Source organism: Janthinobacterium sp. SUN137, assembly GCF_030587265.1.
In the GTDB taxonomy this organism is placed as follows: Bacteria; Pseudomonadota; Gammaproteobacteria; order Burkholderiales; family Burkholderiaceae_D; genus Janthinobacterium; species Janthinobacterium kumbetense.
In genome coordinates this window covers 534,798-557,416 of the sequence record NZ_JAPWHZ010000004.1, presented here as the reverse complement: position 1 = coordinate 557,416, position 22,619 = coordinate 534,798, and the positions used below count along the sequence as shown (strand labels likewise).

Genomic DNA, 22,619 nt, shown 5'->3' with positions numbered 1-22,619 from the left:
CTGCATGAAACGTCTGCTGCATCCGCTCTCGCCCGCCACGGGCGTGGCCCCCATTGAAGATTATATCGACCCGACTTTTTCCGCCACCGTCATCGCCTGGCAAAAGCAGCATGGCCGCCATGCGCTGCCATGGCAAAACACGCGCGACGCCTACCTGATCTGGCTGTCCGAAATCATGCTGCAGCAAACGCAGGTCACCGCGGTACTCGGCTACTATGCGCGCTTCCTCGAACGCTTCCCTACCCTGCGCGATTTGGCCAGCGCCCCGGTGGAAGACGTGATGGCGCAGTGGAGCGGCCTCGGTTACTACACGCGGGCGCGCAACCTGCACAAGTGCGCACAGCGCGTGGTGGCCGAATACGACGGCGTCTTCCCCAGCGACCCGGCCTTGCTGGCCGACCTGCCCGGCATCGGCCGCTCGACGGCGGCCGCCATCTCCGCGTTCTCCAGCGGCACGCGCGCGGCCATCATGGATGGCAACGTCAAACGCGTCTTCGCGCGCACCTTCGGCATCGCTGCCTATCCCGGCGAAAAACGGGTCGAGGAAGCCATGTGGCGCCGTGCCGAAGCGCTGCTGCCGGAGACAGGTATCGAAGCCTACACGCAGGGCCTGATGGACTTCGGCGCCACCCTGTGCACGCGCAGCAGCCCCGATTGCGGCCGCTGCCCGCTGCAGCCTCGCTGCGTGGCCTACGCCACCGGCCGCACCAAGGATCTGCCGGTGCGCAAACCAAAGAAAACCAGCCCCGAAAAACACGCCGTCATGCTGGTCATCATCGACGATGGCCAAGTGCTGCTGGAACAGCGTCCCGGTTCCGGCATCTGGGGCGGCTTGCTGTCGCTGCCGGAACTCGATGGCCACGTGCTGGCCGGCGAGGACTGTGTGCGCGACATCGATCAGGAGCTGCTGGCGCACGCCGTGGCGCCGTTCGGCGCAATCGAGACGCAGGAACGACTGCTGCCCATCGTGCACGTGTTTACCCACTACAAACTGCACATCGTTCCCTGCCGCATCACCCTGGCGCGCCGCCTGGCGCTGGCCGGGGAAGCGACGCACGTCTGGTATGACGGCGCGAAAATCGCGGACGCGCCGCTGCCCGCCCCCATCAAGAAACTGCTGCTGGACCTGTTCGGCGATGCGCGCGCGGCGCAACGCAGCATGTTCTAGTGCGGCATTTTGTACTGCTCGCGCTGGCGGCGCTGTGTCTGCACGGCGCCCATGCGGCGAACGACCTGCCCGAGGTAAGAATTGGCGTGCTGGCCTACAAGGGCGGCGACGCCGTGCAGCAGGACTGGTCGTATGTGACGCGCCACCTGCAGGCGAGCATTCCCGGCATCCGTTTCATCCTGGCCGACTACGACCAGGCGGGCCTGACGCGCGCCGTGCAGTCGCAAGCGATCGCCTTCGCCATCACCAGCAGCGGCCATTACGTGGCGCTCGAGCACAGCGATGGCGCCAGCCGCATCGCCACCCTGGAATCGCCATGGACGGAGTCACCGCGCCAAGCCATCGGATCGGCCATCGTCGTGCGCAGCGCGTCGCCACTACATGACCTGGCCGACCTGGCGGGCAAGAACGTGATGGCCGTGGCGCCCGACGCCTTTGGCGGCTACCAGATCGCCGCGCGCGAACTACGCGAAGCGGGCATCGATCCCGCGCATGATTTTGCCAGCCTGCGCTATAGCGGTTTCCCGTCGCAGCAGATCATCGACGCCGTGCGTGCGGGGCACATGGATGCGGGCATCGTGCGCACCTGCCTGCTCGAACAGATGGTGGCGCGCGGCGAAGTACGGGCCGAGGAACTGCGCGTGATCACCACGCGCCCGATTCCCGGTTTTCGCTGCGCCAGCTCGTCGCGGCTGTATCCGGACTGGCCCTTCGTGGCCCTGCGCCAGACGCCGCCCGCGCTGGCGAAAAAAGTGGCGCAGGCCCTGCTGGCCATGCCCCGCACGGACGAAGGCTACAGCTGGACGGTACCTAGCGATTACCAGATCGTCGATGAACTGTTCCGCGACCTGCGCATCGGTCCCTACGCCTACCTGGACAAGCTGACGTTCGAGACGGCGTTGCGCCGCTACTGGGGCTGGATGCTGCTGGTACTGGCCCTGCTCGTGGCCTGGGCCGTGCACACGGTGCGCGTGGAATACCTGGTCAGCCGGCGCACGGAGCAATTGCGCGCCGCCCAGCATCAGCAGCGCGCGCTGGAAGAGCAGGCGCGCCAGCGCCAGGCCACGCTCGACCACACGGCGCGCCTGGCGATTCTGGGCGAAATGGCCAGCGCCATCGCGCATGAATTGAACCAGCCGCTGGCCGCCATCGGCAATTTCGCGCGCGGCATGGCGCGCCGCATCACGGCAGGCCGGCTCGATGCGGCGCCCCTGCTCGACGGCGCGCAAGAAATCGCCACGCAAAGCGAACGCGCGGGCGCCATCATCCGTCACATTCGCGCGATGGCGCAAAAGCGTCCCGCGCACAGCACGGCCTTCGCCCTGGCCGACGCCGTGGAGCAAGCCGTGGCCCTGTTCCGCGCAGCCCATCCGCAAGCGAGGATAGCCTGGCGCCACGACAGCACCAGTCCTGAGGCGCGCGTGCTGGCCGACCCGCAGCAAGTGCAGCAGGTGCTGCTCAATCTGCTCAAGAATGCGCTCGATGCACAGGTAGAAAACGACAATCCGCAACATGCCATCGGCGTGCTGCTGCACCGGGAAAACGGCGCCTGCACGGTGGCCGTGCGCGACGCCGGCTGCGGCCTGGAAGCGGCGCAGATGGCGCGCCTGTTCGAACCCTTCTTTACCACCAAGGCCGAAGGCCTGGGCCTGGGCATGTCGCTCAGCAAAAGCATCATCGAATCGTTCGGCGGCAGCCTGTCGGCGCACGCCAACGCCGATGCACCAGGCTTGACGGTCTGGTTCCGCCTGCCCGAAGATACCGGCCTGGGAGCCAACAAGGAAACACCATGAATGAAAGCGATGCGATCATCTTTGTCGTCGACGACGACGCCGCCATGCGCCGCTCGCTGGCCTATCTGTTCGATTCGGCGGGCTGGAAGGTCGAGACGTTCGAGTCGGCGCGCGACTTCCTGCAGCGCTACGCTGGCCATGTGCCCGGCTGCCTGCTGCTCGACGTGCGCATGCCTTTGATGAGCGGACTGGAACTGCAACAGGAGTTGAACAACAGGACCGGGCACGCCATCTCCCTGCCCGTGATTTTTTTAAGCGGCCACGGCGACCTGGCCATGGCCGTGCACACGATGAAGGCGGGCGCCTGCGATTTCCTGGAGAAGCCGTGCAAGGACCAGGTGCTGCTGGACGCCGTCAGCCGGGCCGTGGCCCGCAGCGTGGAAGAAAGCCGCAGCGCCGCCAGCGCGAATACGGCGCAATCGGCGCTGGCCAGGCTCACCGCGCGCGAGCGCGAGGTGGCATTGCTGATGGCCGAAGGCAAAGCCTCGAAAGTCATCGCCCGCGAACTGGGCATCAGCGACAAGACGGTGCAGGTGCACCGCCATAACACGATGGAAAAACTGGGGTTGCATTCAGCAGCCGAGGTAGCCCGGCTGCTGATGGCCAGCGGCGAGATTTAAGCCCGCACGATACGCGCCGGCAGCCCCTGCCGCACCGACGTGCCCGAGACGGGATCGACAAACACGTTCTTGTCGCCGCGGCTCGGGTCCGTCAATCCCAGGTCATTCAGGTTGATGCCCGCGCCGATGGCCGGCTCATCTGGCTGGCGCAGCTTGCCGATGCGGTGGGCGCGCGCACCGTGCTCCTTGTGGCCGAAACCGTGTTCGACGGCGATCACGCCCCGCTGCACGCCATGGCGCAGCATCACCGTGGCCCTGGCCCTGCCGCCAGGCGTTTCCAGGTAAATGGCATCGCCATTTTCCAGCTTCAAGCGGGCTGCATCGTCGGGATGCACGGCGACCGGGTTGTCCGGATGGATGCCGCGCAAGCGCCGCGCACCGATGCTGTAGGAATTCTGCAGCGCCGATTTAAAGCTGATCAACTCGAACGGCCACTCGCTGGCCGGATAGGTTTTGCGCACGGGCGTACCGTCGGCAAACGCCGCCACTCGCCACGCGGGCGTGCCGGGGAAACGCTTGCCGCTCAAGCTGTTCTTGCTCACGCCCAGGCCCTCGTTGTACAGCATCATCGGTTTCAGATAGCGGTGCGTGGACCAGTCCTGCGGATACGGCGTCTCGTCGATCACGGGTGCAGGAGCCACGGGTGCCTTGGGGTTCGCCGGTGGCGGCAGGCGCAGGCCGAACATTTCGCCATAGCTCTGGTAGCGCCCTCCCCGCGCCAGCATGAAGGCCACCTTGCGCCACTCTTCCGGCTTCAAGGTGCGCTCCAGTTCGGGGCGGATGCGCGCCACGCCGGACAGTTCGATATCGTCGTCGCTAGCTTCCGGCACGGACGTTTTCCCTTGCCAGGCGATGTTGGCGCCGCCCCGCAGATACCAGTCTTCCGCGCGCTGCAAGGGGAAGCGCTCGCCATCCATGTCCTGCAAGGCTTCTGGACCGAAACCGGGCAAGTCCATCGTTTTCGCCAGCGCGATGAAGAACGATTCCATGCAGATGGTCTGGCCGTCCGGCGTCTTTTGCACGCGCGGTTCGACCACGGGCCAGCGCGCAGTGCTCATTTTGACTGGCATGCCGCCCCAGGCGCCAGCCCAGCCCCAGCTTTCATACAGCAAGGTATCGGGCAGCAGGTAGTCGGCAAACGCCGAGCTTTCATTGATGAAGGGGTCGATGGCGACGATCAGGGGAATCTTCTTCGGATCGGCCAGCTCTTTGCCGATCTGCGCGCGCAAACCCGTGATGCCGTAGACGGGATTGCAGCTCCACAGGATCAGCGCCTTCAAGGTGTACGGGTAGCCATTCATGGCGCTGGTCAGCCACTCGGTGGCCAGCGCGGGCGCATTCGGATACCACGGCGCCTTCGCCGGATACGCCTTGCCCGCTTCTTTCTTCAGCTTGAATTCCGAGGTTTTTTCATACGGCACATTGCGCCCGATCGGCATGCCGGCCGCCTTGATCTCGCCGTCGAAACTCTCGAGGTTATAGCGCGGACCGGGTCCCGCATCCTTGAAGCTGCCGCCGTTGACCAGGGTGCCGCCCTTGCGATTCAGGTTACCGATCAGGGTATTGAGCATGACCAGCGCATACGCGTTATAGAATCCCGCACCCGACATCATGCCGCCGTGCGCATTGACGGCGGCGCGCTTGCCATGGCTGGTGAGTTCCTGCGCCAGCCCTTCGATGATGTCGCGTGAAATGCCGCAGGCCGCCGCGTATTCATCCATGCTGTGGCGCTGCGCTTCCTCGTTGAGCATCGTCATAGCCGTCTTCAGGTGCAGTGGTGCACCCGCCACATCCAGCGGGCCGTCGAAGAACAGGCGCGCCTCACCCTCGGCGGCATTGTGCGGCACGATCGCTTGCGTGGCGGAGTCGATCACGCAAAAGGCGTCGCCATCCTTGTAGCGCTCTTCTTCCGACAACTCCACCGCGCCCATATCCGACGCGCGCAGGTAGCGGCCATCGCGCGGATGGCCCTTCTCGTTGATGATCAAATGCGTGGCATTGCACCAGGCGGCCTCGCCCGCCGCTTCCGCCACCTTCAGGTTCGGCTGCACGAGGAAGTTGCGGTCATAGCGTTCGTGCTCGATGATCCAGCGGATCATGCCCATGGCCAGCGCACCATCCGTACCCGGCTTGATCGGTACCCAGCGGCTGCGGTCGCCCGCGGCCAGGCTGTCCGCGTTCGTCAGCACGGGGTCGACGACGACGTAGCTGAATTCGCGCTTGCCCGACCTTGCTTTCGCGATCAGGGTGCCCTGGCGCTTGAACGGGTTGCCCGCATTGCCCGGCGCCGTGCCGACGAAAATGCAGAATTCCGTATTTTCCAGGTCCACTTTCGCGTGCGGCATCTTCTTCATGTCGCCGAACATGGCACCCGAGCCGCTGCGGTAGGCGCCGCCACAATACGAACCGTGGTTGACCAGGTTCAAACTGCCGTACGACTGCTTGAAAAAGCGCGTGCCGAACGCCAGGCGGCCATCGTCGGTACTGCACATCAGGCCCACCTGGTTCACTTGCGGGCCCAGTTCCGGCTGCGCCGGATCGATCGGCTTTTCCAGCTCGCGCAAGGCGCGCAGTCCCTCCACGTGGCCTTCGCCAAACAGGTCGCCGCCTTCCGTCACTTCCTTCACCAACTGGTCGAAGGCGATCGGTTCCCACTGGCCGCCGCCGCGCGGCCCTACACGCTTCATAGGCGCCAGCACGCGGAACGGCGACTCCATCTGTTCCAGCACGCCGTTGCCGCGGCCGCAAGCCGTCGAACGGCCCTTCAGCCCCTTTTCCTGGAAGCGCGACAGCGACACAAAGCTGTCGCGGATCGAGGTTTGATACGGCAGCGCCGGGTCGGCCGACAGGGGGCTGTAGGGATTGCCCGCCACGCGCAGCACCTTGCCGCTTTTTTTATCGAGGCGCACGCGCACGCCGCAAAACGTGGTGCAGCCCATGCACATGGTGTAGCTCACTTGCTGGTCGGGATTGACCGTCAGCTTGCCCGTGGCCGTATCGACGGAAAACTCGGGCGGCAGGGAATTGCCATGCAGTTTCTGCACGGGTTTATCCTTGCCCAGCGCATGGTCGACCATGCGGCCGGCCGTGGTGGAAAAGCTGGCGGCAAACGCGGCCAGGCCGCCGCCGATGGCGCCGTAGCGCAACAGCTTGCGGCGTTTTTCGTTTTCGTCGTCAGGGACGTCGTTGTGTGCGTTGTTGTGTATTTGATCGTTCATTTTTGACTCCTCAGTGCGTGGCCATGACGGGACGGCTGCGACCAGCGACGACGCGTCCCGCCCATGGCAAAAATTCCAGCATCAGCAACAGCAGCGCGATCCACAGGCCGGCCGTGCCGATAATGCCCAGCAAGCCATCGTTCCCCATCGGCAGGTGGTAGTCGTACAGGCCTGCGCCCGTCTTCGGAATCGTCTGGCCGCCGATAAAAATCGTCCAACGCATCATCCAGGCGCTATGCAGCGCGATCAGGCCATTGGCCAGGCCACTCGTGGCCGGACGCCAGATGGCCAGCGCCATCGGCACGATGGCCGACAGCACGGCCCAGACGGCCGTGAACTGCCATTGCGGCATGCCCGCCACCTGCGTAAAGGCCATGCTGTGGCTGGCGCTCACGCCGGAGAGACTGACGAACAGCCAGCCGCCGCCCAGTGCCAGCACCAGCGCCAGCGACAGGGCCAGCGCGCGGTTCAAGGACACTTCCAGGGCCTGGTCGCGGCCCGGCAGGAAGCGGTTGAACAGCAGCGCCAGGCCCACGGCCCCGACAAAGGCAGTGGCGGCAAACTGCGCCGGCAGGAAAGGCGTGAACCACAGGGGACGGGCACGCACCACCATCACTTCCATGCCCGTGTACAGGCCCACGACGAAGGCGGCCAACAAGGTGAAGGCAGCGGCGACGCGAATGGCCCGCAAGGATGCGGCGCCGCCGCGCCCCAGCAAACGGTAGGCGAAGGCCAGGCGGTCCTGGCCCTGTCCCCGCGTGGCGAAATCCACGCGCAGCGCCAGCCACGCGTACAGCATCAAACAGCCCAGGTACAGGGGAATGAAGAACGAACCCCACGACATCCACGACTGCGGCTGGAAATAAATGTAGAAGTGATAGAAGCGGCCCGGCCCGTGCAAATCGGCCAGCAGCGCCACGGGCGCCGTCATGCCGCACACGAGGGATGCCAGCAGCGCGATGCGTCCCAGGCGTTCATACGCCTTGCGGCCAAAGACGAAATACGGCAGGGTCAGCATGAAACTGCCATAACTGAGGCCGATGAGGAAAAAATACTGCACCGCCCACGGCAGCCATGCCGCTTCGCGCGTGACGTTGAGAATTTCGGTGATGTGGCTGTCCATGGTTTATTTCCCGTGTTTGCTCGGTTGCCAAAGAGTCGCTTCGCCCTCGACGTGGCCCGCGAAGCGCGTGTCCAGTCCCAGGTAAAACACGTGGGGCTGGGTGCCCTGCTCGGGTTTCAGCACCTTCACCTTGTTCTCGGTCAGCAGCTGGTGCACCACGCTGTCCGGATCATTCAGGTCGCCGAAGATGCGCGCACCGCCCACGCAGGTTTCCACACAGGCGGGCAGCAAGCCTTCGTCGACCCTGTGCGCGCAGAACGTGCATTTGTCGGCCTTGCCCGTTTCGTGGTTGATGAAGCGCGCGTCGTACGGGCAGGCTTGCACGCAGTAGGCGCAGCCCACGCAGCGGTCGCCATCGACGACGACGACGCCGTCCTTGCGCTGGAATGTAGCGCCCACGGGACAGACGGGAATGCAGGGGGGATTGGCGCAGTGGTTGCACAGGCGCGGCAGCATGTAGGTGCCGCAGCGGTTCTCTTCCTTGACTTCATAGGTCGAGACGATGGTGCGGAAGCTGTTTTCCGGCACGGCGTTTTCCATGATGCAGGAGACCGTGCAAGCCTGGCAGCCGATGCATTTCTGCACATCGACCACCATCGCCCAGCGCTGGCCGCCTTCGCCCTTGGTGGCCGCCTTGCCTGGCAGCGGCGCGATGGCCGCCCCGATGGTTACGGCTGGCAAGGCGCGCAAGAAACTGCGGCGCGATTCAATCATGACACTCTCCTTGACTATGGGCGGCAAGCCCTTGTTGACTTGCTGCCATGATAGAAAAGAAGGCGCTACGGGGGTATTGGGGTGATCGGGTGGGAACCTAGATGATCATGCCAATTGACAGGGGAGAGGAATGGGGGTAATGCCCTTACAACTCGTCGAGCGAATACAGCCGGCGATGCTCGCGAATCGCGTAGCGGTCCGTCATGCCGGCGATGTAGTCGGCGATCTTGCGCGCCTGCTGCGTGACCGTGCCATCCCTGTCATGGCCAATAAGCTGATAGTCGGGCGGCAGCAGGGCCGGTTCGTCCATGAAGCTGTCATACAGTTCGCGCACGATGCGGCTGGCCTTCACGCGCATGCGGTTGACCTGGTAGTGGCGGTACAGGTTTGCGCGCAAAAAGCGCTTGAGCTCCGTCGCATCCTTGCGCATGGCGTCCGAAAAGCGGATCAGCGGGGGACTGGCGCGCACTTCGCTGACGTCGCGGGGAGCGGCGTCCGCAATCAGGGAAGTCGACGTGACGATCAGATCGTCGGCCAGGGCCGTGATCAGGCGACGCAGGGTTTCGTAGATGGCGCGCCGGCCGGACAGGCCGGGGAATGCCTGCTGCACCTCGCGCCACAGGCGGCCGAAGAATTCCACCTCTTCCAGCTGGGCGATGGTGATCAGGCCGGAACGCAGGCCATCGTCGATATCGTGGCTGTTGTAGGCGATTTCATCGGCCAGGTTGGTCAGCTGCGCTTCCAGGGTCGGTTGCGTGCGGTCGATGAAGCGCTGGGCCACGGGGCCCAGTTCGCGCGCATGCGCCAAGGAGCAGTGTTTCAGGATGCCTTCGCGCGTCTCGAACATCAGGTTCAAACCGTCGAAGGCGCCGTAGTGCTCTTCCAGGGTATCGACCACGCGCAGGCTTTGCAGGTTGTGCTCGAAGCCGCCGTGCGCCTGCATGCACTCATTGAGCACGTCCTGGCCCACGTGGCCGAACGGCGTGTGGCCCAGGTCATGCGCGAGCGCGATGGCTTCGACCAGGTCTTCGTTCAGGCGCAGGTTGCGCGCGATCGAGCGACCCACTTGCGCCACTTCCAGGCTGTGCGTCAGGCGCGTGCGGAACAGGTCTCCCTCGTGATTGAGGAACACCTGGGTCTTGTACTCGAGGCGACGGAAGGCCGAGGAATGGATGATGCGGTCGCGGTCGCGCTGGAACTGGCTGCGCGAGGCGTGCGGCGCCTCGGCAAAGCGACGTCCCTGCCCCTGTGCCGAGTGGGCCGCATACGGGGCGAGGAAGTCTTCTGGCAACATGTTATTGCACTCCGGCGGCCAGGGTAGCCAGCACCAGTTCGTGCGGCGCGGACGTGATGTTCGGGCTGCCCAGGGGTTGCAACAGGATGAACTTGATGGCGCCGCCCTCGTTCTTCTTGTCCACTTCCATCAGTTCCAGCCAGCGCTCGACGCCGAGGTCCGGCGCCTTGACCGGCAGGCCGGCAGCGGCGACCAGCGCGCGCACGCGCTCCACGGCCGCCTGGTCGATATAGCCCATGCGGCACGACAGGTCGGCCGCCATCACCATGCCGCAGCCGACGGCTTCGCCGTGCAGCCAGTGTCCGTAACCGAGGCCCGCCTCGATGGCGTGGCCGAAGGTGTGGCCGAAGTTCAGGATGGCGCGCAAGCCGCCTTCGCGCTCGTCCTGGCGCACCACGTCGGCCTTGATTTCGCACGAGCGGGCGATCGCGTAAGCCAGCGCACCCTTGTCGCGCGCCATCAGCTTGGCCATGTTCGCCTCGATCCAGTCGAAGAAGGCCGCATCGATGATGGCGCCATGCTTGATCACTTCGGCCAGGCCGGCCGACAGCTCGCGCGCCGGCAGGGTTTCCAGGGTCGAGGTGTCGGCGATCACGGCGCGCGGCTGGTAGAAGGCGCCGATCATGTTCTTGCCCAGCGGGTGGTTGATGCCCGTCTTGCCGCCGACGGAGGAATCGACCTGCGCCAGCAAGGTGGTGGGCACTTGCACGAAACCGATACCGCGCATATAGCTGGCCGCCGCATAGCCGGTCAGGTCGCCGATCACGCCGCCGCCCAGGGCCACCAGGGTGGTCTTGCGGTCGCATTTATTGGCCAGCAGCGCGTCGAAGATCTGCATCAGGCTGGCCCAGTTTTTATATTCTTCGCCGTCCGGCAGGACGATGCTGATCACTTCGCGGCCATCGCTGGCCAGCGCCGCTTGCAGGCGGCCCAGATACAGGGGTGCGACAGTGGTATTGGTGACGATGGCCACCTTGTGGCCGCTGATATGGCGCAGCAGCGCATCGGCGTCGGCCAGCAGGCCGGGACCGATGGCGATCGGATAACTGCGCTCGTCGAGGTCTACGCTCAACAACATTTTGGATTGCTCGTTCATCGAAGGCTCTGCATGAATGACGCAATTGGGCGAGGCCTCGCATTCGAGGCTGGCCAACTGCATCAGGATGGTCTGAACCATCGATTGTACGTTAGGACGGCCCGTGTCGATGACAATGTCAGCCACTTCCATGTAATGGGGTTCGCGCTGGGACGTCAATTCTTCCAGCTTGCGGCGCGGGTCGGCCGTCTGCAGCAGGGGGCGGTTCTTGTCGTGGCTGGTACGCGCGAGGATGTTGCTGACGCTGGCGCGCAGGTACACGACCGTACCCCGTTCCTTCAGGTAGGCGCGGCTGTCGGCGTTGAGGATGGCCCCACCGCCGGTGGCCATGACGATGCCTTCCTGGGCGCTCAGGTCGCGGATGACCTCGGCCTCGCGCCGGCGAAAGCTGGCCTCGCCCTCGATTTCAAAGATCCACGGGATGGTCGCTCCCGTGCGTGCCTCGATTTCGTGGTCGGAATCGACAAAGCGCAAGCCCAGCTTGCGGGCCAGGATGCGCCCGATCGTGGTTTTGCCTGCGCCCATGAGGCCTACTAAAAACAGATTTTGCATGTGCTGCGACAGTTAATTTGGATTACGACAATCAGTGGCTTGCCCATACGGACTCAGGACGCCTGGAGGTGAAACATCCACGCGGTTAAAGTCCGTAGCCAGCCCCGGAAGCAAAGTGTAACCGACATAAGTTGCCTCCGTCCCGGAACTATTGCCACGAATCGTCAATTCGACGTCCAGCCAGTTGGCCCTGTCGCGCGGATAAGTCAGGGTAACGATCGCCGTTCCCGAGCTGTCGGTCTTGCCACCGGTCGACAGATTGAGCGGAATGCCCGGGTCGAGACGGCCATTGAGGTTGAAGTCGTTATTCGGATTGAAGGTGCCGCTGCGGTCCCGGTCTTCATTGTCACAGGCGTTCGCTGTCCTCACGACTATCCACGACTCGGCAATCTGGGAATATTGCAGATAGCCTTTGTAATAATAGCGGGGCCAGGCAGCGGCCGTGATGATCACGTCCGGCACGGGGTTACCGGCGGCGTCCGTCACAAACACGCTATACGTCTTGCGATAGGTGCTGCTGTCGGAGGCGTCAAGCGCATTGCCGCTGCCGGCGCTGATGAACAGCGATTTCTTCGTCACCGTCAGCTTGACCGCGGCGGCATTGCTCGATACGCCCTGCAGTTGCGCCTTGACAACGACGCCATCGACACCGGTAGTCCCCTGCCCCGCGATGTAGCTGACCGTGGCCACGCCATCGCTGTCAGTGGTGACCAGCGAAGGCGAACTCAGGGAACCATTGCTGGCGTCGGCCTGGATCGAGAAGCTCACCTGTGCATTCTTGACCAGGTTGTTTTCCACCGAGCCATCGCGTACGACGGCGCGCAAGGCGCTGCGCTGCGCCGTGCTGCCGGCCGTATTGGCGCCGATGACTGCCGGGTCGGCTTGCAAGCTGATCGTGGCCTGGGCCGTCAATGGCGCAACGAATTCCACTTCCGACTGCACCAAGGCGCCGCTGCCTTCGTACTTCGCCGTCAGGGCGGTCAGGCCGGCGCCGCTGGCCTGTACGTAGGCGATGGCATTGCCTCCCACCAGCGCCAGCGGCGCCTGCAATGGCGTGCCGCAGGCGGCATCCTGATAGATGGCGCCGCGCGATGTACTGAAACGCACATTGCCCGTTTGTGGCACGCCCGCCACATCGCTATGCACCGTCACCGCATAGCAGGTGTTCGTGTTCAAGGTGCTCAACGCAACATTGCTACCCGACACGGCATTGATCGTGAAATTTGATGCATTAATTGCAATTGGCAACACGACGCTATCCCCCTGCGCCTTGACGCTGATGCTGTCGCTGCTGCCCACCTGGGCATTGTAGCTCAACACCAACTGGCCGTTGTTGTCGGTCAGTGCGGGACTGGCGCCGCCGCCCTTGACCGTGAGGGCATTGCTGCGGGCGCTAAAGGTCACCGGCTTGCCGACGAGGGGATTGCCGCTCGAATCGACCAGCTTGACCACCATGTCGGTGCTCGTCTTCAGGTTCACCGTCGAAAAGGCATTGATGACCAGCCGGGTGCCGCTGACGCCGATGTCCGTGCTGGCCGTTTGCGCGCCTGCGCTGGCCGTGACCTTGATCGTGCGCAAGCTGGCATCGCCTCCCGTATTCAGGCTGACCTGCGCCTGTCCCAGCGCATTGGTGCTGACCTTGGTCGCGCCCAGCGCGCCCGAGTCGGCACTGAACGTCACGCTGGCATTGGGCACGATGGCATTGTTGGCATCCTTGACAAAGGCGATCATGTTGACGGCGGTACCGCCCGATGAAGCGAGGGTGCCACCGGAAGAGGTCAGCAGCAAGCTGGCAATGCCGGAGGTGACGGGCACCACTTTCACCACCACGGGGGCCGATTCAACACCGCCGCTGCTGGCCTTGATGGTAATGTCGCGCAAGCTCGCATCGCCTTTCACGCTGAGTTTTTCCGTCACCGTGCCATTGGCATCCGTCACGCGGTTGGTATTGCTGATGGTGCCGGAACTGGCAGTGAAGGTCACCGTCTGGCCTGTCATGGCATTATTGCCGGGATTTTTTACCACGGCAGTCAGTACGACTTCCGTGCCGTCCGCGCCCGAGGCAACAATCGTTGTTGCGCCAGCAACCAATACCACACTGCCAACGCCGGCATTCGCGCCATCCTTGACGCCCAGGGTCGGATCGCCGCCACCGCCGCCACAGGCGGCCAGCAAGGCGCCCAGCGCCAGCAAGACCAGCCAATTCGATACCCGACTCCAATAAGTGTTGCTCCCAGATACATTCCGCATAGTCGCCATCAGTCCGCTTTCGTGTGCATTGTTACTTAAACGTAAAGATGTGACATTAACGTGTTGCTGGCCGATCTGCCACTATTTTCGGCGTAATAAACACCATCAGTTCGGTTTTTTCTTGACTGCGGCCCGTGCTGCGGAAAAAAACACCGAGCACGGGGATGTCGCCCAGCAGTGGCACCTTGCTGTCCGTGCCCCGTTCGGACTGCTGATAAATGCCGCCCAGCACCACCGTGCCGCCATCTTCCACCATCACTTGCGTGCGCACGTGCTTGGTGTCGATGGCGAAGCCGGAGCGGGTTTCCTGGCCCACGCTATCCTTGTTGACATCCACTTCCAGCACCACGTTGCCGTCCGGCGTGATCTGCGGCGTCACTTCCAGGCGCAGATTCGCCTTGCGGAAGGTGATCGAGGTGGCGCCGCTGCTGGTGGCCACCTGGTATGGCAGCTCAATGCCCTGCTCGATCAGCGCCAGCACCTTGTCGGCCGTCACCACGCGGGGGCTGGAAATGATCTTGCCCCGGCCATCCGCTTCCAGTGCGGACAATTCCAGGTTCAAAAAACGGTTGGCGGCCGCCGAAAACAGGCTCAGGGCGAAACTTGCCGGCTGCAAGCCATTGATACTGGCGGCCGGCAAGTTGACAAATTGCGTGTTCGGCACGAAGGCGCCGGCGCCGGCCACCGTTTGCCCCGTCGCCTCGCCCACGCCCTGGTAACTGCCGCCGATGGCCGCGCGGCGCCCGCTGCCGCCCAGGGAAAAACCGGGCACCTGGCCTGCCGCCAGGCGCTGGTCCGTAAAACCGAGGCGCGCGCCCAGATTGCGGCTGAAGCTGTCATTCGCCTCGACGATGCGCGCCTCGATCATCACCTGCCGCGTGGCAATATCTGTCTTGGCGATCAGCTGACGGATCTGCTCCAGGCGCGCCGGCACGTCGGTGACGAACAGCTGATTCGTGCGCGGCTCGATCAGCACGCTGCCGCGGCGCGACAGCAGGCGGCTGCGCCCTTCTCCCGCGTCCAGGGCGAACACCGTGCGGAACGCTTCGGCCTTCTGGTAATTGAGCTGGAAGATGGCTGACTGCAAGGGTTCCAGTTCGGCGATCTGCGCCCGCGTTTCGAGCTCCAGCTTTTCGCGCGCCAGCATTTCCTCGCGCGGCGCGATCCACAGCACGTTGCCATTGCGCCGCATGTCCAGCCCTTTCGCCTGCAGCAGCACGTCGAGCGCCTGGTCCCACGGTAAGTCGCGCAGGCGCAGGGTCACGTTGCCCGCCACGCTATCGCTGGCGACGATATTTTGCCCCGACGCATCAGCCAGGATGTGCAGGGCCGCGCGCACGCCCACGTTCTGGAAGTCGACGGAGATTTTCTCGCCAGCATATAAACGCGGCGCCGACACGTGCACCACGGCTTCCTGGGCAAGACTGCTGGCATGCAGACACAGCATGGCGGCCAGCAGCACGCGGCGCGGCCTCATGGCGCCGCCTCGGGCAGGCTGGCCTTCGCACCCACCCCCGCCGCCTGCAAGGCCAGGCTGCCGCGCCGCTCGCGCCAGGGACCACCCGCCTCGCGCAGCAGTTCACGGTACTGCAGCGCCTGTTCACTGATATCCGTCACCACGCCGTGGTCTTGCCCCAGATACTGGCCCACCGCTACCCGGTACACGCGCTGGCCCGCCAGCAGCAGCGCGCTCAGGCGCCCGTCCTGTTGCACGCTGCCGACCATGCTGATGGCCGGCAAGGCCACGCTTTCCAGCGGTTCGCGCACGCGCCGCGGATCGGGCCCCGCCACGGCGCCCCGCTGCCCCGGCGCGCCGGCCGACGGCAAGGCGCCAAAAGGATCGGCCAGGGCGGCGGCCGCGTACGGCTGCGGCGCGACAGCGGCAAGCGGACGCCATGCCGCAGCGGCTGCGCCCGCCTTGGGCGCCAAGGCCTCTTGCGGGGCCCGCTCCCCCGCTGCAGGCAAGCGATACGCGTGCAGCACGGCATCGAGGGTCAGCAGACGATCCTTGCCGAGGGTCAAGGCCAGCCCATGCACCGTGACGATGCGCGGCAGGCGCGCCAGATCCGCCAGCAGCGCGCCCATGGCGTGGTAGCCGCCGCGCAACTGTATGGCGATCGGCAAGGCGACATACGGCGCTTGCGGCTGGGCCGCACCGGGCTTGAACAGGGAAAATTGCAGCCCGCGCGACTGGCCTGCGGCATTGATCTGCGTCAACAGCAGCGCCATCGCCTGCTGGTCGGGCAACTGCTGTTCCAGCAAGGCCAGCTCGGCGCCGGCCTGGCGCTGCTGTGCGCGCCAATGCGGCAACTGCTGCGCCCTGGCTTGCGCCGACTGATACGCGGCGCGCAAGCGGACCTCCTCGCCTTGCCCCGCCTGCATGGCCGCAAACAGTCCATCCAGCCACGCAAGGTGCAGCAGGGCCGCCGCCAGCGTGGCGGCCAGGGCGGCGCAAGCGAGGCGCGCGGGTAGCGGCCACAGCGACGCGATCTTCAAGCTCAGCATGATCAACCTCCAGGACTAGGGTGCCAAAGCCAGCCGTACCGTCCATTCCACGGCGCCATCGGCCGCGCCGCGCACTTCCATCAATTCCGGCCGGGACCAGGGCGCCGCCTGTTCTAGCCCCAGCAGCAATGCCGCGACCTTGTCCTGCGACGCAGCCTGCCCCTGCAAGCGCACCATCGCCGTTTCCTGGCGCACACTGTGCAAGGCTACGCCAGCCGGCATCGCCCGCGCCAGCGCGTCCAGCATGCGCACCCAGGCATTGCGTTGCTGTTGCAAACTGCCCATGGCTTGCTGGCGCAGCAGCAGCGCGGCCGTCTCGCCCTGCACCCGCTGGCCAACGACAAGCACGGCATCGACTTGCTGCATGGCACTACGCCAACCCTCCTGGCGGCGCAGTTGCGCGTCGAGCTGGTACCGTAGCCAGGCGCCCGTCGCCAGGGCCAGCAGCAATCCCAGCAGCACCCCGCCCGCCAGTTGCCACAGCAGCAACTGAATACGCCTGCGCCGTGCCGCGGGGCGATACGGCAACAGGTTGATGCGCTGCACTTGCGCCCGGACCGTCATCGGGCGTACCGGTGCAGGGCCAGGCCCCAGGCCAACTGGTAGGCCACGCCACCGTCTGGCAGGGCTTGCCAGCCACCCTGCGCGAGCGCCGCCTGCATGGCCATTGCCTCGCTATCCATGACGACGGCCTGCAAGCCCGCCGCCGTGGCCGCATCGAGACGGCGCTGTACGCTGGCGCGCCGCGCCGCCACCAGTAGCACGTCGACCTCCTTGCCTGTTGCGCCAGCCAGCGGCGGCGCGGGGCCGAGTATGAAAAAATCCAGGCTGGCGTCTTCCAGCGCAAACGGCATGTATTGGGCCGCTTCCAGTTCCACGAGGATTTCCAGCTGTTCCTCCGGCAATCCGGCGGGCAGGCGGATCGCATGCGTGATCAGGGCCGTGGCCGGCATGGCCAGCGCCACCCGCGTGCAGGCGCTGCCACTGTCGCGGAGGGCCTGGCGCAAGGCATCGGCCAGGCCCTCCGTGTCCTCGACATTGCCTTCCAGTATCACGCCGGGCGTCAGCGCGGCGGCGCCGCAATGCCGGCACGACAATCTTCCCCGCCGGCGCCTCAACTCGACCACGCGCACGGCATCGTCCGCGATGTCGACGCCCAGCAAGCCGATGCCAAGAAAATTGCTGATGGACATGTTTTTCATAGAGAAACGTCAGCGTGGGAGAGGTTCCTGCCATCCGACAGCCTAGTCCCGGCGGCGCCGGCTTGTAAATGGATTTCAGGCCGGAGTCTGCGGCGCGCGACACCTATCTGGCCGGGCCGTGATCTGGCGCAGAATAATTGTTACCAAATCCTGGTTGCCAGCGGGCCAATACACGCTTATATAGAGTATCGGCAAGTTTCGACACTCCCCCCGGCTAGCGCCACGGCGCGCTGCCACCCCGGCAAGCTCGCTTATAATTGGCCGGCATAATTAACCGAAAGACATACGACGCATGACATCTTCAAAATCCGCTGGCCCCGCTGGCTCGAAGCCGCCCACCAAGGGCAGCAAACCCAAACGTTTCCTGCTGATGGCCCTGGTATCGCTGCTGGGCCTGGGCATCGTCGGCGTCTTGCTGGTGGTCTTTGGCCTGGCCATGGCGTATCCGAACCTGCCGGCGCTCGATACCTTGACCGATTACAAGCCAAAGATGCCGCTGCGCGTGTTCACGTCCGACAGTGTGCTGATCGGCGAGTTCGGCGAAGAGCGGCGCAACATGGTGCACATCAAGGATATTCCCGATGTCATGAAGAAAGCCGTGCTGGCCATCGAGGATGACCGCTTCTATGAGCATGGCGGCGTCGATTACCTGGGCATCACGCGTGCGGCCCTGCACAACCTGACGGGCGGCGCCAAGCAAGGCGCGTCGACCATCACGCAGCAGGTGGCGCGCAATTTCTTCCTGTCCAGCGAACAGACCCTGAAACGCAAGGCGTATGAAGTCTTGCTGGCCTGGAAGATCGAGAAAAACCTCAGCAAGGACCAGATCCTCGAGGTATATATGAACCAGATTTATCTGGGACAGCGCGCCTACGGCTTCGCCTCGGCCGCACAAATCTATTTCGGCAAGAACATCCAGGATCTCACCGTGGCGGAAGCGGCCATGCTGGCCGGCTTGCCGAAGGCGCCGTCGGCCTACAACCCCGTCGTCAATCCGAAACGCGCGCGCATGCGCCAGCAATACATCCTGCAACGCATGGCCCAGCTGGGCTACATCACGCCGGCGCAGTACGAAGAAGCGAAAAATGAAGAGCTGAAAGTGAAAACCGACAGCAGCGCCTTCGGCGTGCATGCGGAATACGTGTCGGAAATGGCGCGCCAGCTGGTCTACGAGCAATTCAAGGAAGATACCTATACGCGCGGCCTGAACGTCTACACCACCATCACCAAGGCCGACCAGGACGCCGCCTACATCGCCTTGCGCAAGGGCGTGATGGATTACGAGAAACGCCACGGCTACCGCGGCCCGGAAGCGTATATCGAGATTCCAAAAACCAAGGCCGAAGCCGATGACGCGATCGAGACGGAACTGGCCGACCATCCGGACAGCGACGACATCATCGCCGCCATGGTGCTGCAAGCGTCGCCCAAATCGTTGCAGGCAGTCACCTCGGCCGGCGAGGAAATCACGATTACCGGCCCCGGCCTGACCTTCGGCGCGGCCTGGCTGTCGGAAAAAGCGGCGCCGAACCGCCGCATCAAGCGCGGCGCCGTGATCCGCGTCATGCAGGAAGGCAATACCTGGGTCTTGACGCAGATGCCGGAAGTGCAATCGGCGTTCGTCTCGGCCAGCACCACGGACGGCGCCATCCGCGCCATGGTGGGCGGCTTCGATTACAACCGCAACAAGTTCAACCACGTCACGCAGGCATGGCGCCAGCCCGGTTCGGCCTTCAAGCCCTTCATCTATTCCGCATCGCTGGAACGGGGCCTGTCGCCGGCCACCATCATCAACGATGCGCCGATTTCGTTCGACGCGGGCCAGACGGGCGGCCAGGCGTGGGAACCGAAGAACTACGACAGCAAATACGATGGCCCGATGACCATGCGCAAGGGCTTGATGAAATCGAAGAACATGATTTCCATCCGTATCCTGCACAAGATCGGCGCCAAGTATGGCCAGGAATACGCGACGCGCTTCGGCTTTGACGCGGACAAGAACCCGCCCTACCTGACCCTGGCCCTGGGCGCAGGCAACGTGACGCCGCTGCAGATGGCGGGCGCGTATGCCGTGTTCGCCAATGGCGGCTACAAGATCAACCCGTATCTGATCGCCAAGGTGACCGATAGCGACGGCAATGTCTTGTCGCAAGCCAAGCCGGACCTGGCGGGCGAGGAAGCCAACCGCGTCATCGACGAGCGCAATGCCTTCATGATGAACAGCATGCTCAACGACGTCGTGCGCTTCGGCACCGCGAACAAGGCCATGGCCTTGAAGCGCCCCGACCTGGCCGGCAAGACGGGCACGACCAACGATTCCATCGACGCCTGGTTCGCCGGCTACCAGGCCAAGCTGGTGGGCATCGCCTGGATCGGCTACGACCAGCCGCGCAACCTGGGCAACCGGGAAACGGGCGGCGGCCTGGCCTTGCCGATCTGGATCAGCTACATGGCGAAAGCCCTGAAAAGCATACCCGTCGAGGAACGCGCCGTGCCGGAAGGCCTGATCCACGTGGGCGACGAGTATTACTATGCGGAAAATCCGCCGGGCACGGGCGTAGGCAGCCTGGAAGGCGCGGCGCGCGGCACGCCGGAGGAAGAAAAAGCGAAAGAAGCCGTCAAGAACGAACTGTTTTAAGATCGTTTGATGCAAAAAGGGCAGACTGAAGAGTCTGCCCTTTTTTATGGCGCGCCGCTAAGACAATTACGTCAATACGACTGCCGTGCCTGCCTGCTCGCTGGCCATGGCCGACAGGGCCGCAAACAGTTCCGAGCCGTCGCGCGTGTTGCGCCACTCGTCGCCAACTCTCTTGTAGTGAAAGCCGCCGGAACGGGCCGCTACCCACATCTCGCGCATGGGGGCCTGGCTGTTGACGATGATTTTCGTGCCGTTATCGATGAATTCGATTTCCAGCACATTGCCGCTGCGGCTGCATTCGACGTCGAGCACGTCTTCATCGTTCAGCCGGTCCAGCGCCGCCTCGATCTGGGTCAGGGTGGCTTCGGCCAGGGCCAGGAATTCCGATTCGCTCATGCTACACTCCAAAGATCTTAATCAAACCGTGATTCTAATCGTGAAGTCATCCTCAGCGTTTTATATCGGCACCGCCATTGTGGTTTCTAGCGTCCTGGCCGGCTGCGGCCAGCCCGGCCCCCTGTACCTGCCCAAGCCGCCAGCGGCCAAGGGCGCGCCGGCAAAAGGCCCGGTCGAACCGGCGCCCGTGCCGCCGCCACCGGTCATCGTGCCAGCCACCTAAACGGCACGCACCGGGGTGGCTGCGTTGGCCGCCCTGGCGCTTTTGACTCGCTTGCTCCAGGCGAAATACACGCGAATTAGCAGCAGTAGCGCGACGATGGAGCCGAACAGTATCGGTTGCGCGAAATTGTGCTTGCCCGCCTTCATCCACCAGAAGTGCAGGATGCCCAGCGGCGCGATGATGTAGATCAAGCGGTGCAGCCACTGCCAGCGCTTGCCCCCCAGGCGTTTCACCATGCCGTTCGTGCTCGTGACGGCCAGCGGGATCAGCAGTACAAAAGCGATGAAACCCACGGTGATGAACGGCCGCTTGAGCACATCCTTCCACATTTCCTGCACATCAAAAAAGTGATCGAACCATAAAAAGGTGGTGAAGTGCAGTGTCGCGTAGAAAAACGCGAACAGGCCCAGCATGCGCCGCAGCTTGATCAGCCAATTCCATTGCGTGAAGCGCCGCAAGGGCGTGACCGCCAGGCTGATGCACAGGAAATACAGGGTCCAGTCGCCCGTGCCGCGCGTGATGAATTCCAGCGGCTCCACCAGTTGCCCCGTGTACGTCAGCCAGACCATGCGGGCAAACGGCAGCAGCGCCAGCAAGAAGATCAGGCTTTTGAATAGCGACAATTGTCTCGGCGTGGGGTTGAAGGCCATGGTCTTTCCTTAAAAGAACTTCTTCAGATCCATGCCCGCGTACAAGGAAGCGACATCGTTGTAGCCATTGAACATCAGGGTCTTGCGCTTGCGCGTGAGAAAACCGTCTTCGCCGATGCGCCGCTCGGAAGCCTGCGACCAGCGCGGATGATCGACGTTCGGGTTCACATTCGAGTAAAAACCGTATTCGGACGGCGCCGACAGGTTCCAGGACGTGCGCGGCTGTTCCTTGACGAAACGGATCTTGACGATGGATTTGGCGGACTTGAAACCATATTTCCACGGCAAGACCATGCGCACGGGCGCGCCATTCTGGTTCGGCAATGTTTCGCCATACATGCCCAGGGTCAGCAGCGCCAGCGGATGGTTCGCTTCATCGATGCGCAAGCCTTCCGTATACGGCCATTGCAGCACGCGGCTGCCCACGCCCGGCATCTGTTTCTTGTCGGCCAGGGTGATGAATTCCACGTACTTGGCATTGCCCGTCGGTTCGACCTTCTTGATGATTTCCGAGAAGGAATAACCGACCCACGGGATGACCATCGACCAGCCTTCCACGCAGCGCAGCCGGTAGACGCGCTCTTCCAGCGGCGCCAGCTTCAGCAGCGCGTCCAGGTCCAGGGTCATGGGTTTCTTGACTTCGCCTTCGATGCTGACCGTCCACGGACGCGTGCGCAGGGTGCCCGCGTTTTGCGCCGGATCGCTCTTGTCCGTACCGAATTCGTAGAAATTGTTGTAGCTGGTGGCGTCTTTATAGGCCGTCTGCTTTTCCAGCGCCGAATAGGCGGGATTCAGTTTGGCAGCCAGCTTGGGATTGGTGCCTTGCGCGAAGGCTTCGCGGCTGGCCATTTCCAGCAAGGCCGCACTGGACATCGTGCCCAGCGCCACTTGCTTGATGAAACTGCGGCGCGATTCAAACACGGCGCGCGGCGTGATTTCGGAAGAATACGGCAACTCAATGCCGTTGGGACTGCGCTTGATCAACATGGCGGCTCCGGGAAAAGGTGATTATTTGTACCTTACACCAGTTTTCCCGGGCCGTTCATGACGCTTCTGTCATGAAAAAATCGTTACTAAAGTGTCCGAAAAAAGTTCAGGGCAAGGCGCCTTGCCGCAGGCAGTACGCATAGTACGACCAGGCAAGGCAACGCCGCCATGGGCTTTTTCTCGGGCACTT

The 22,619-nt window shown here is 63.8% G+C and carries 17 protein-coding genes and 1 pseudogene; 5 read left to right on the top strand and 13 right to left on the bottom strand.

All coding sequences use genetic code 11. The features are described 5' to 3' along the window. Positions 1-4 precede the first annotated feature (4 nt). Genes mutY through O3298_RS22950 form a run of 3 tightly spaced genes read left to right on the top strand, consistent with a single transcriptional unit; the run spans position 5 to position 3,581 of the window. Positions 5-1,168: an A/G-specific adenine glycosylase gene (mutY, locus tag O3298_RS22960; RefSeq protein WP_305056625.1), complete on the top strand. Its 1,164-nt coding sequence runs from the start codon at positions 5-7 to the stop codon at positions 1,166-1,168. After that, complete coding sequence (locus tag O3298_RS22955) at positions 1,168-2,961, top strand: sensor histidine kinase (protein WP_305060603.1); 1,794 nt, start codon at positions 1,168-1,170, stop codon at positions 2,959-2,961. The genes mutY and O3298_RS22955 overlap by 1 nt, the downstream gene beginning before the upstream one ends. Further along, a complete protein-coding gene (locus O3298_RS22950; RefSeq protein ID WP_305060602.1) occupies positions 2,958-3,581 on the top strand; it encodes a response regulator transcription factor in 624 nt (207 codons plus the stop codon). Before O3298_RS22955 ends, O3298_RS22950 begins: the two co-directional genes overlap by 4 nt. Here the strand turns inward: O3298_RS22950 and O3298_RS22945 are convergent. The 10 genes and pseudogenes from O3298_RS22945 to pilM form a co-directional block, all read right to left on the bottom strand. Continuing rightward, positions 3,578-6,799, bottom strand: coding sequence for a molybdopterin dinucleotide binding domain-containing protein (locus O3298_RS22945; RefSeq protein ID WP_305060601.1), 3,222 nt, complete (start codon positions 6,797-6,799; stop codon positions 3,578-3,580). The genes O3298_RS22950 and O3298_RS22945 overlap by 4 nt on opposite strands. Before the next feature lie 10 nt (positions 6,800-6,809). Beyond that, on the bottom strand, positions 6,810-7,922 hold the full coding sequence (gene nrfD, locus O3298_RS22940; RefSeq protein ID WP_289899517.1) for an NrfD/PsrC family molybdoenzyme membrane anchor subunit: 1,113 nt from the start codon (positions 7,920-7,922) through the stop codon (positions 6,810-6,812). 3 nt (positions 7,923-7,925) lie between these two features. Continuing rightward, positions 7,926-8,636: a sulfate reduction electron transfer complex DsrMKJOP subunit DsrO gene (gene dsrO / locus O3298_RS22935; protein WP_289905775.1), complete on the bottom strand. Its 711-nt coding sequence runs from the start codon at positions 8,634-8,636 to the stop codon at positions 7,926-7,928. 145 nt (positions 8,637-8,781) lie between these two features. Next, on the bottom strand, positions 8,782-9,930 hold the full coding sequence (locus O3298_RS22930) for a deoxyguanosinetriphosphate triphosphohydrolase (RefSeq protein WP_305060600.1): 1,149 nt from the start codon (positions 9,928-9,930) through the stop codon (positions 8,782-8,784). Position 9,931: 1 nt separating this feature from the next. Next, positions 9,932-11,551 carry a bifunctional shikimate kinase/3-dehydroquinate synthase AroKB gene (aroKB, locus tag O3298_RS22925; protein WP_369811624.1) on the bottom strand — a complete coding sequence of 540 codons (1,620 nt, stop codon included), beginning with the start codon at positions 11,549-11,551 and terminating at the stop codon, positions 9,932-9,934. Positions 11,552-11,590: 39 nt separating this feature from the next. Then, the gene (locus O3298_RS22920; RefSeq protein WP_305060599.1) at positions 11,591-13,771 is read right to left on the bottom strand and encodes an Ig-like domain-containing protein; all 2,181 of its coding nucleotides are present in this window, start codon (positions 13,769-13,771) and stop codon (positions 11,591-11,593) included. A gap of 112 nt (positions 13,772-13,883) precedes the next feature. Further along, positions 13,884-15,209: pseudogene (locus O3298_RS22915) on the bottom strand (type IV pilus secretin PilQ); the annotation flags it as partial. A gap of 92 nt (positions 15,210-15,301) precedes the next feature. Continuing rightward, entirely contained in the window at positions 15,302-16,333 is a 1,032-nt protein-coding gene (locus tag O3298_RS22910; protein WP_305060598.1) for a pilus assembly protein PilP, read from the bottom strand. Positions 16,334-16,348: 15 nt separating this feature from the next. Continuing rightward, positions 16,349-16,897 (bottom strand): PilN domain-containing protein, encoded by a 549-nt coding sequence (locus O3298_RS22905; RefSeq protein ID WP_305060597.1) that lies wholly within the window; start codon positions 16,895-16,897, stop codon positions 16,349-16,351. Next, positions 16,894-17,526 carry a pilus assembly protein PilM gene (gene pilM, locus O3298_RS22900; RefSeq protein ID WP_305060596.1) on the bottom strand — a complete coding sequence of 211 codons (633 nt, stop codon included), beginning with the start codon at positions 17,524-17,526 and terminating at the stop codon, positions 16,894-16,896. The genes O3298_RS22905 and pilM overlap by 4 nt, the downstream gene beginning before the upstream one ends. 301 nt (positions 17,527-17,827) lie before the next feature. Between pilM and O3298_RS22895 the strand changes: the two genes are divergently transcribed. Next, positions 17,828-20,173, top strand: a complete 2,346-nt coding sequence (locus tag O3298_RS22895; RefSeq protein ID WP_077398866.1) for a penicillin-binding protein 1A — start codon at positions 17,828-17,830, stop codon at positions 20,171-20,173. Positions 20,174-20,239: 66 nt separating this feature from the next. Here the strand turns inward: O3298_RS22895 and cyaY are convergent, their stop codons facing one another. Beyond that, positions 20,240-20,569 carry an iron donor protein CyaY gene (gene cyaY, locus O3298_RS22890; protein WP_305056615.1) on the bottom strand — a complete coding sequence of 110 codons (330 nt, stop codon included), beginning with the start codon at positions 20,567-20,569 and terminating at the stop codon, positions 20,240-20,242. Here cyaY and O3298_RS22885 point away from each other — a divergent pair. Further along, positions 20,568-20,792: a lipoprotein gene (locus O3298_RS22885; protein WP_099378447.1), complete on the top strand. Its 225-nt coding sequence runs from the start codon at positions 20,568-20,570 to the stop codon at positions 20,790-20,792. The genes cyaY and O3298_RS22885 overlap by 2 nt on opposite strands. Here the strand turns inward: O3298_RS22885 and O3298_RS22880 are convergent. Both O3298_RS22880 and msrP read right to left on the bottom strand, forming a co-directional pair. Further along, a complete protein-coding gene (locus tag O3298_RS22880) occupies positions 20,789-21,442 on the bottom strand; it encodes a sulfite oxidase heme-binding subunit YedZ (RefSeq protein WP_289919457.1) in 654 nt (217 codons plus the stop codon). The two genes, O3298_RS22885 and O3298_RS22880, sit on opposite strands and share 4 nt — an antisense overlap. Positions 21,443-21,451: 9 nt before the next feature. Continuing rightward, on the bottom strand, positions 21,452-22,429 hold the full coding sequence (gene msrP / locus O3298_RS22875; protein WP_289905788.1) for a protein-methionine-sulfoxide reductase catalytic subunit MsrP: 978 nt from the start codon (positions 22,427-22,429) through the stop codon (positions 21,452-21,454). Positions 22,430-22,619 lie beyond the last annotated feature (190 nt).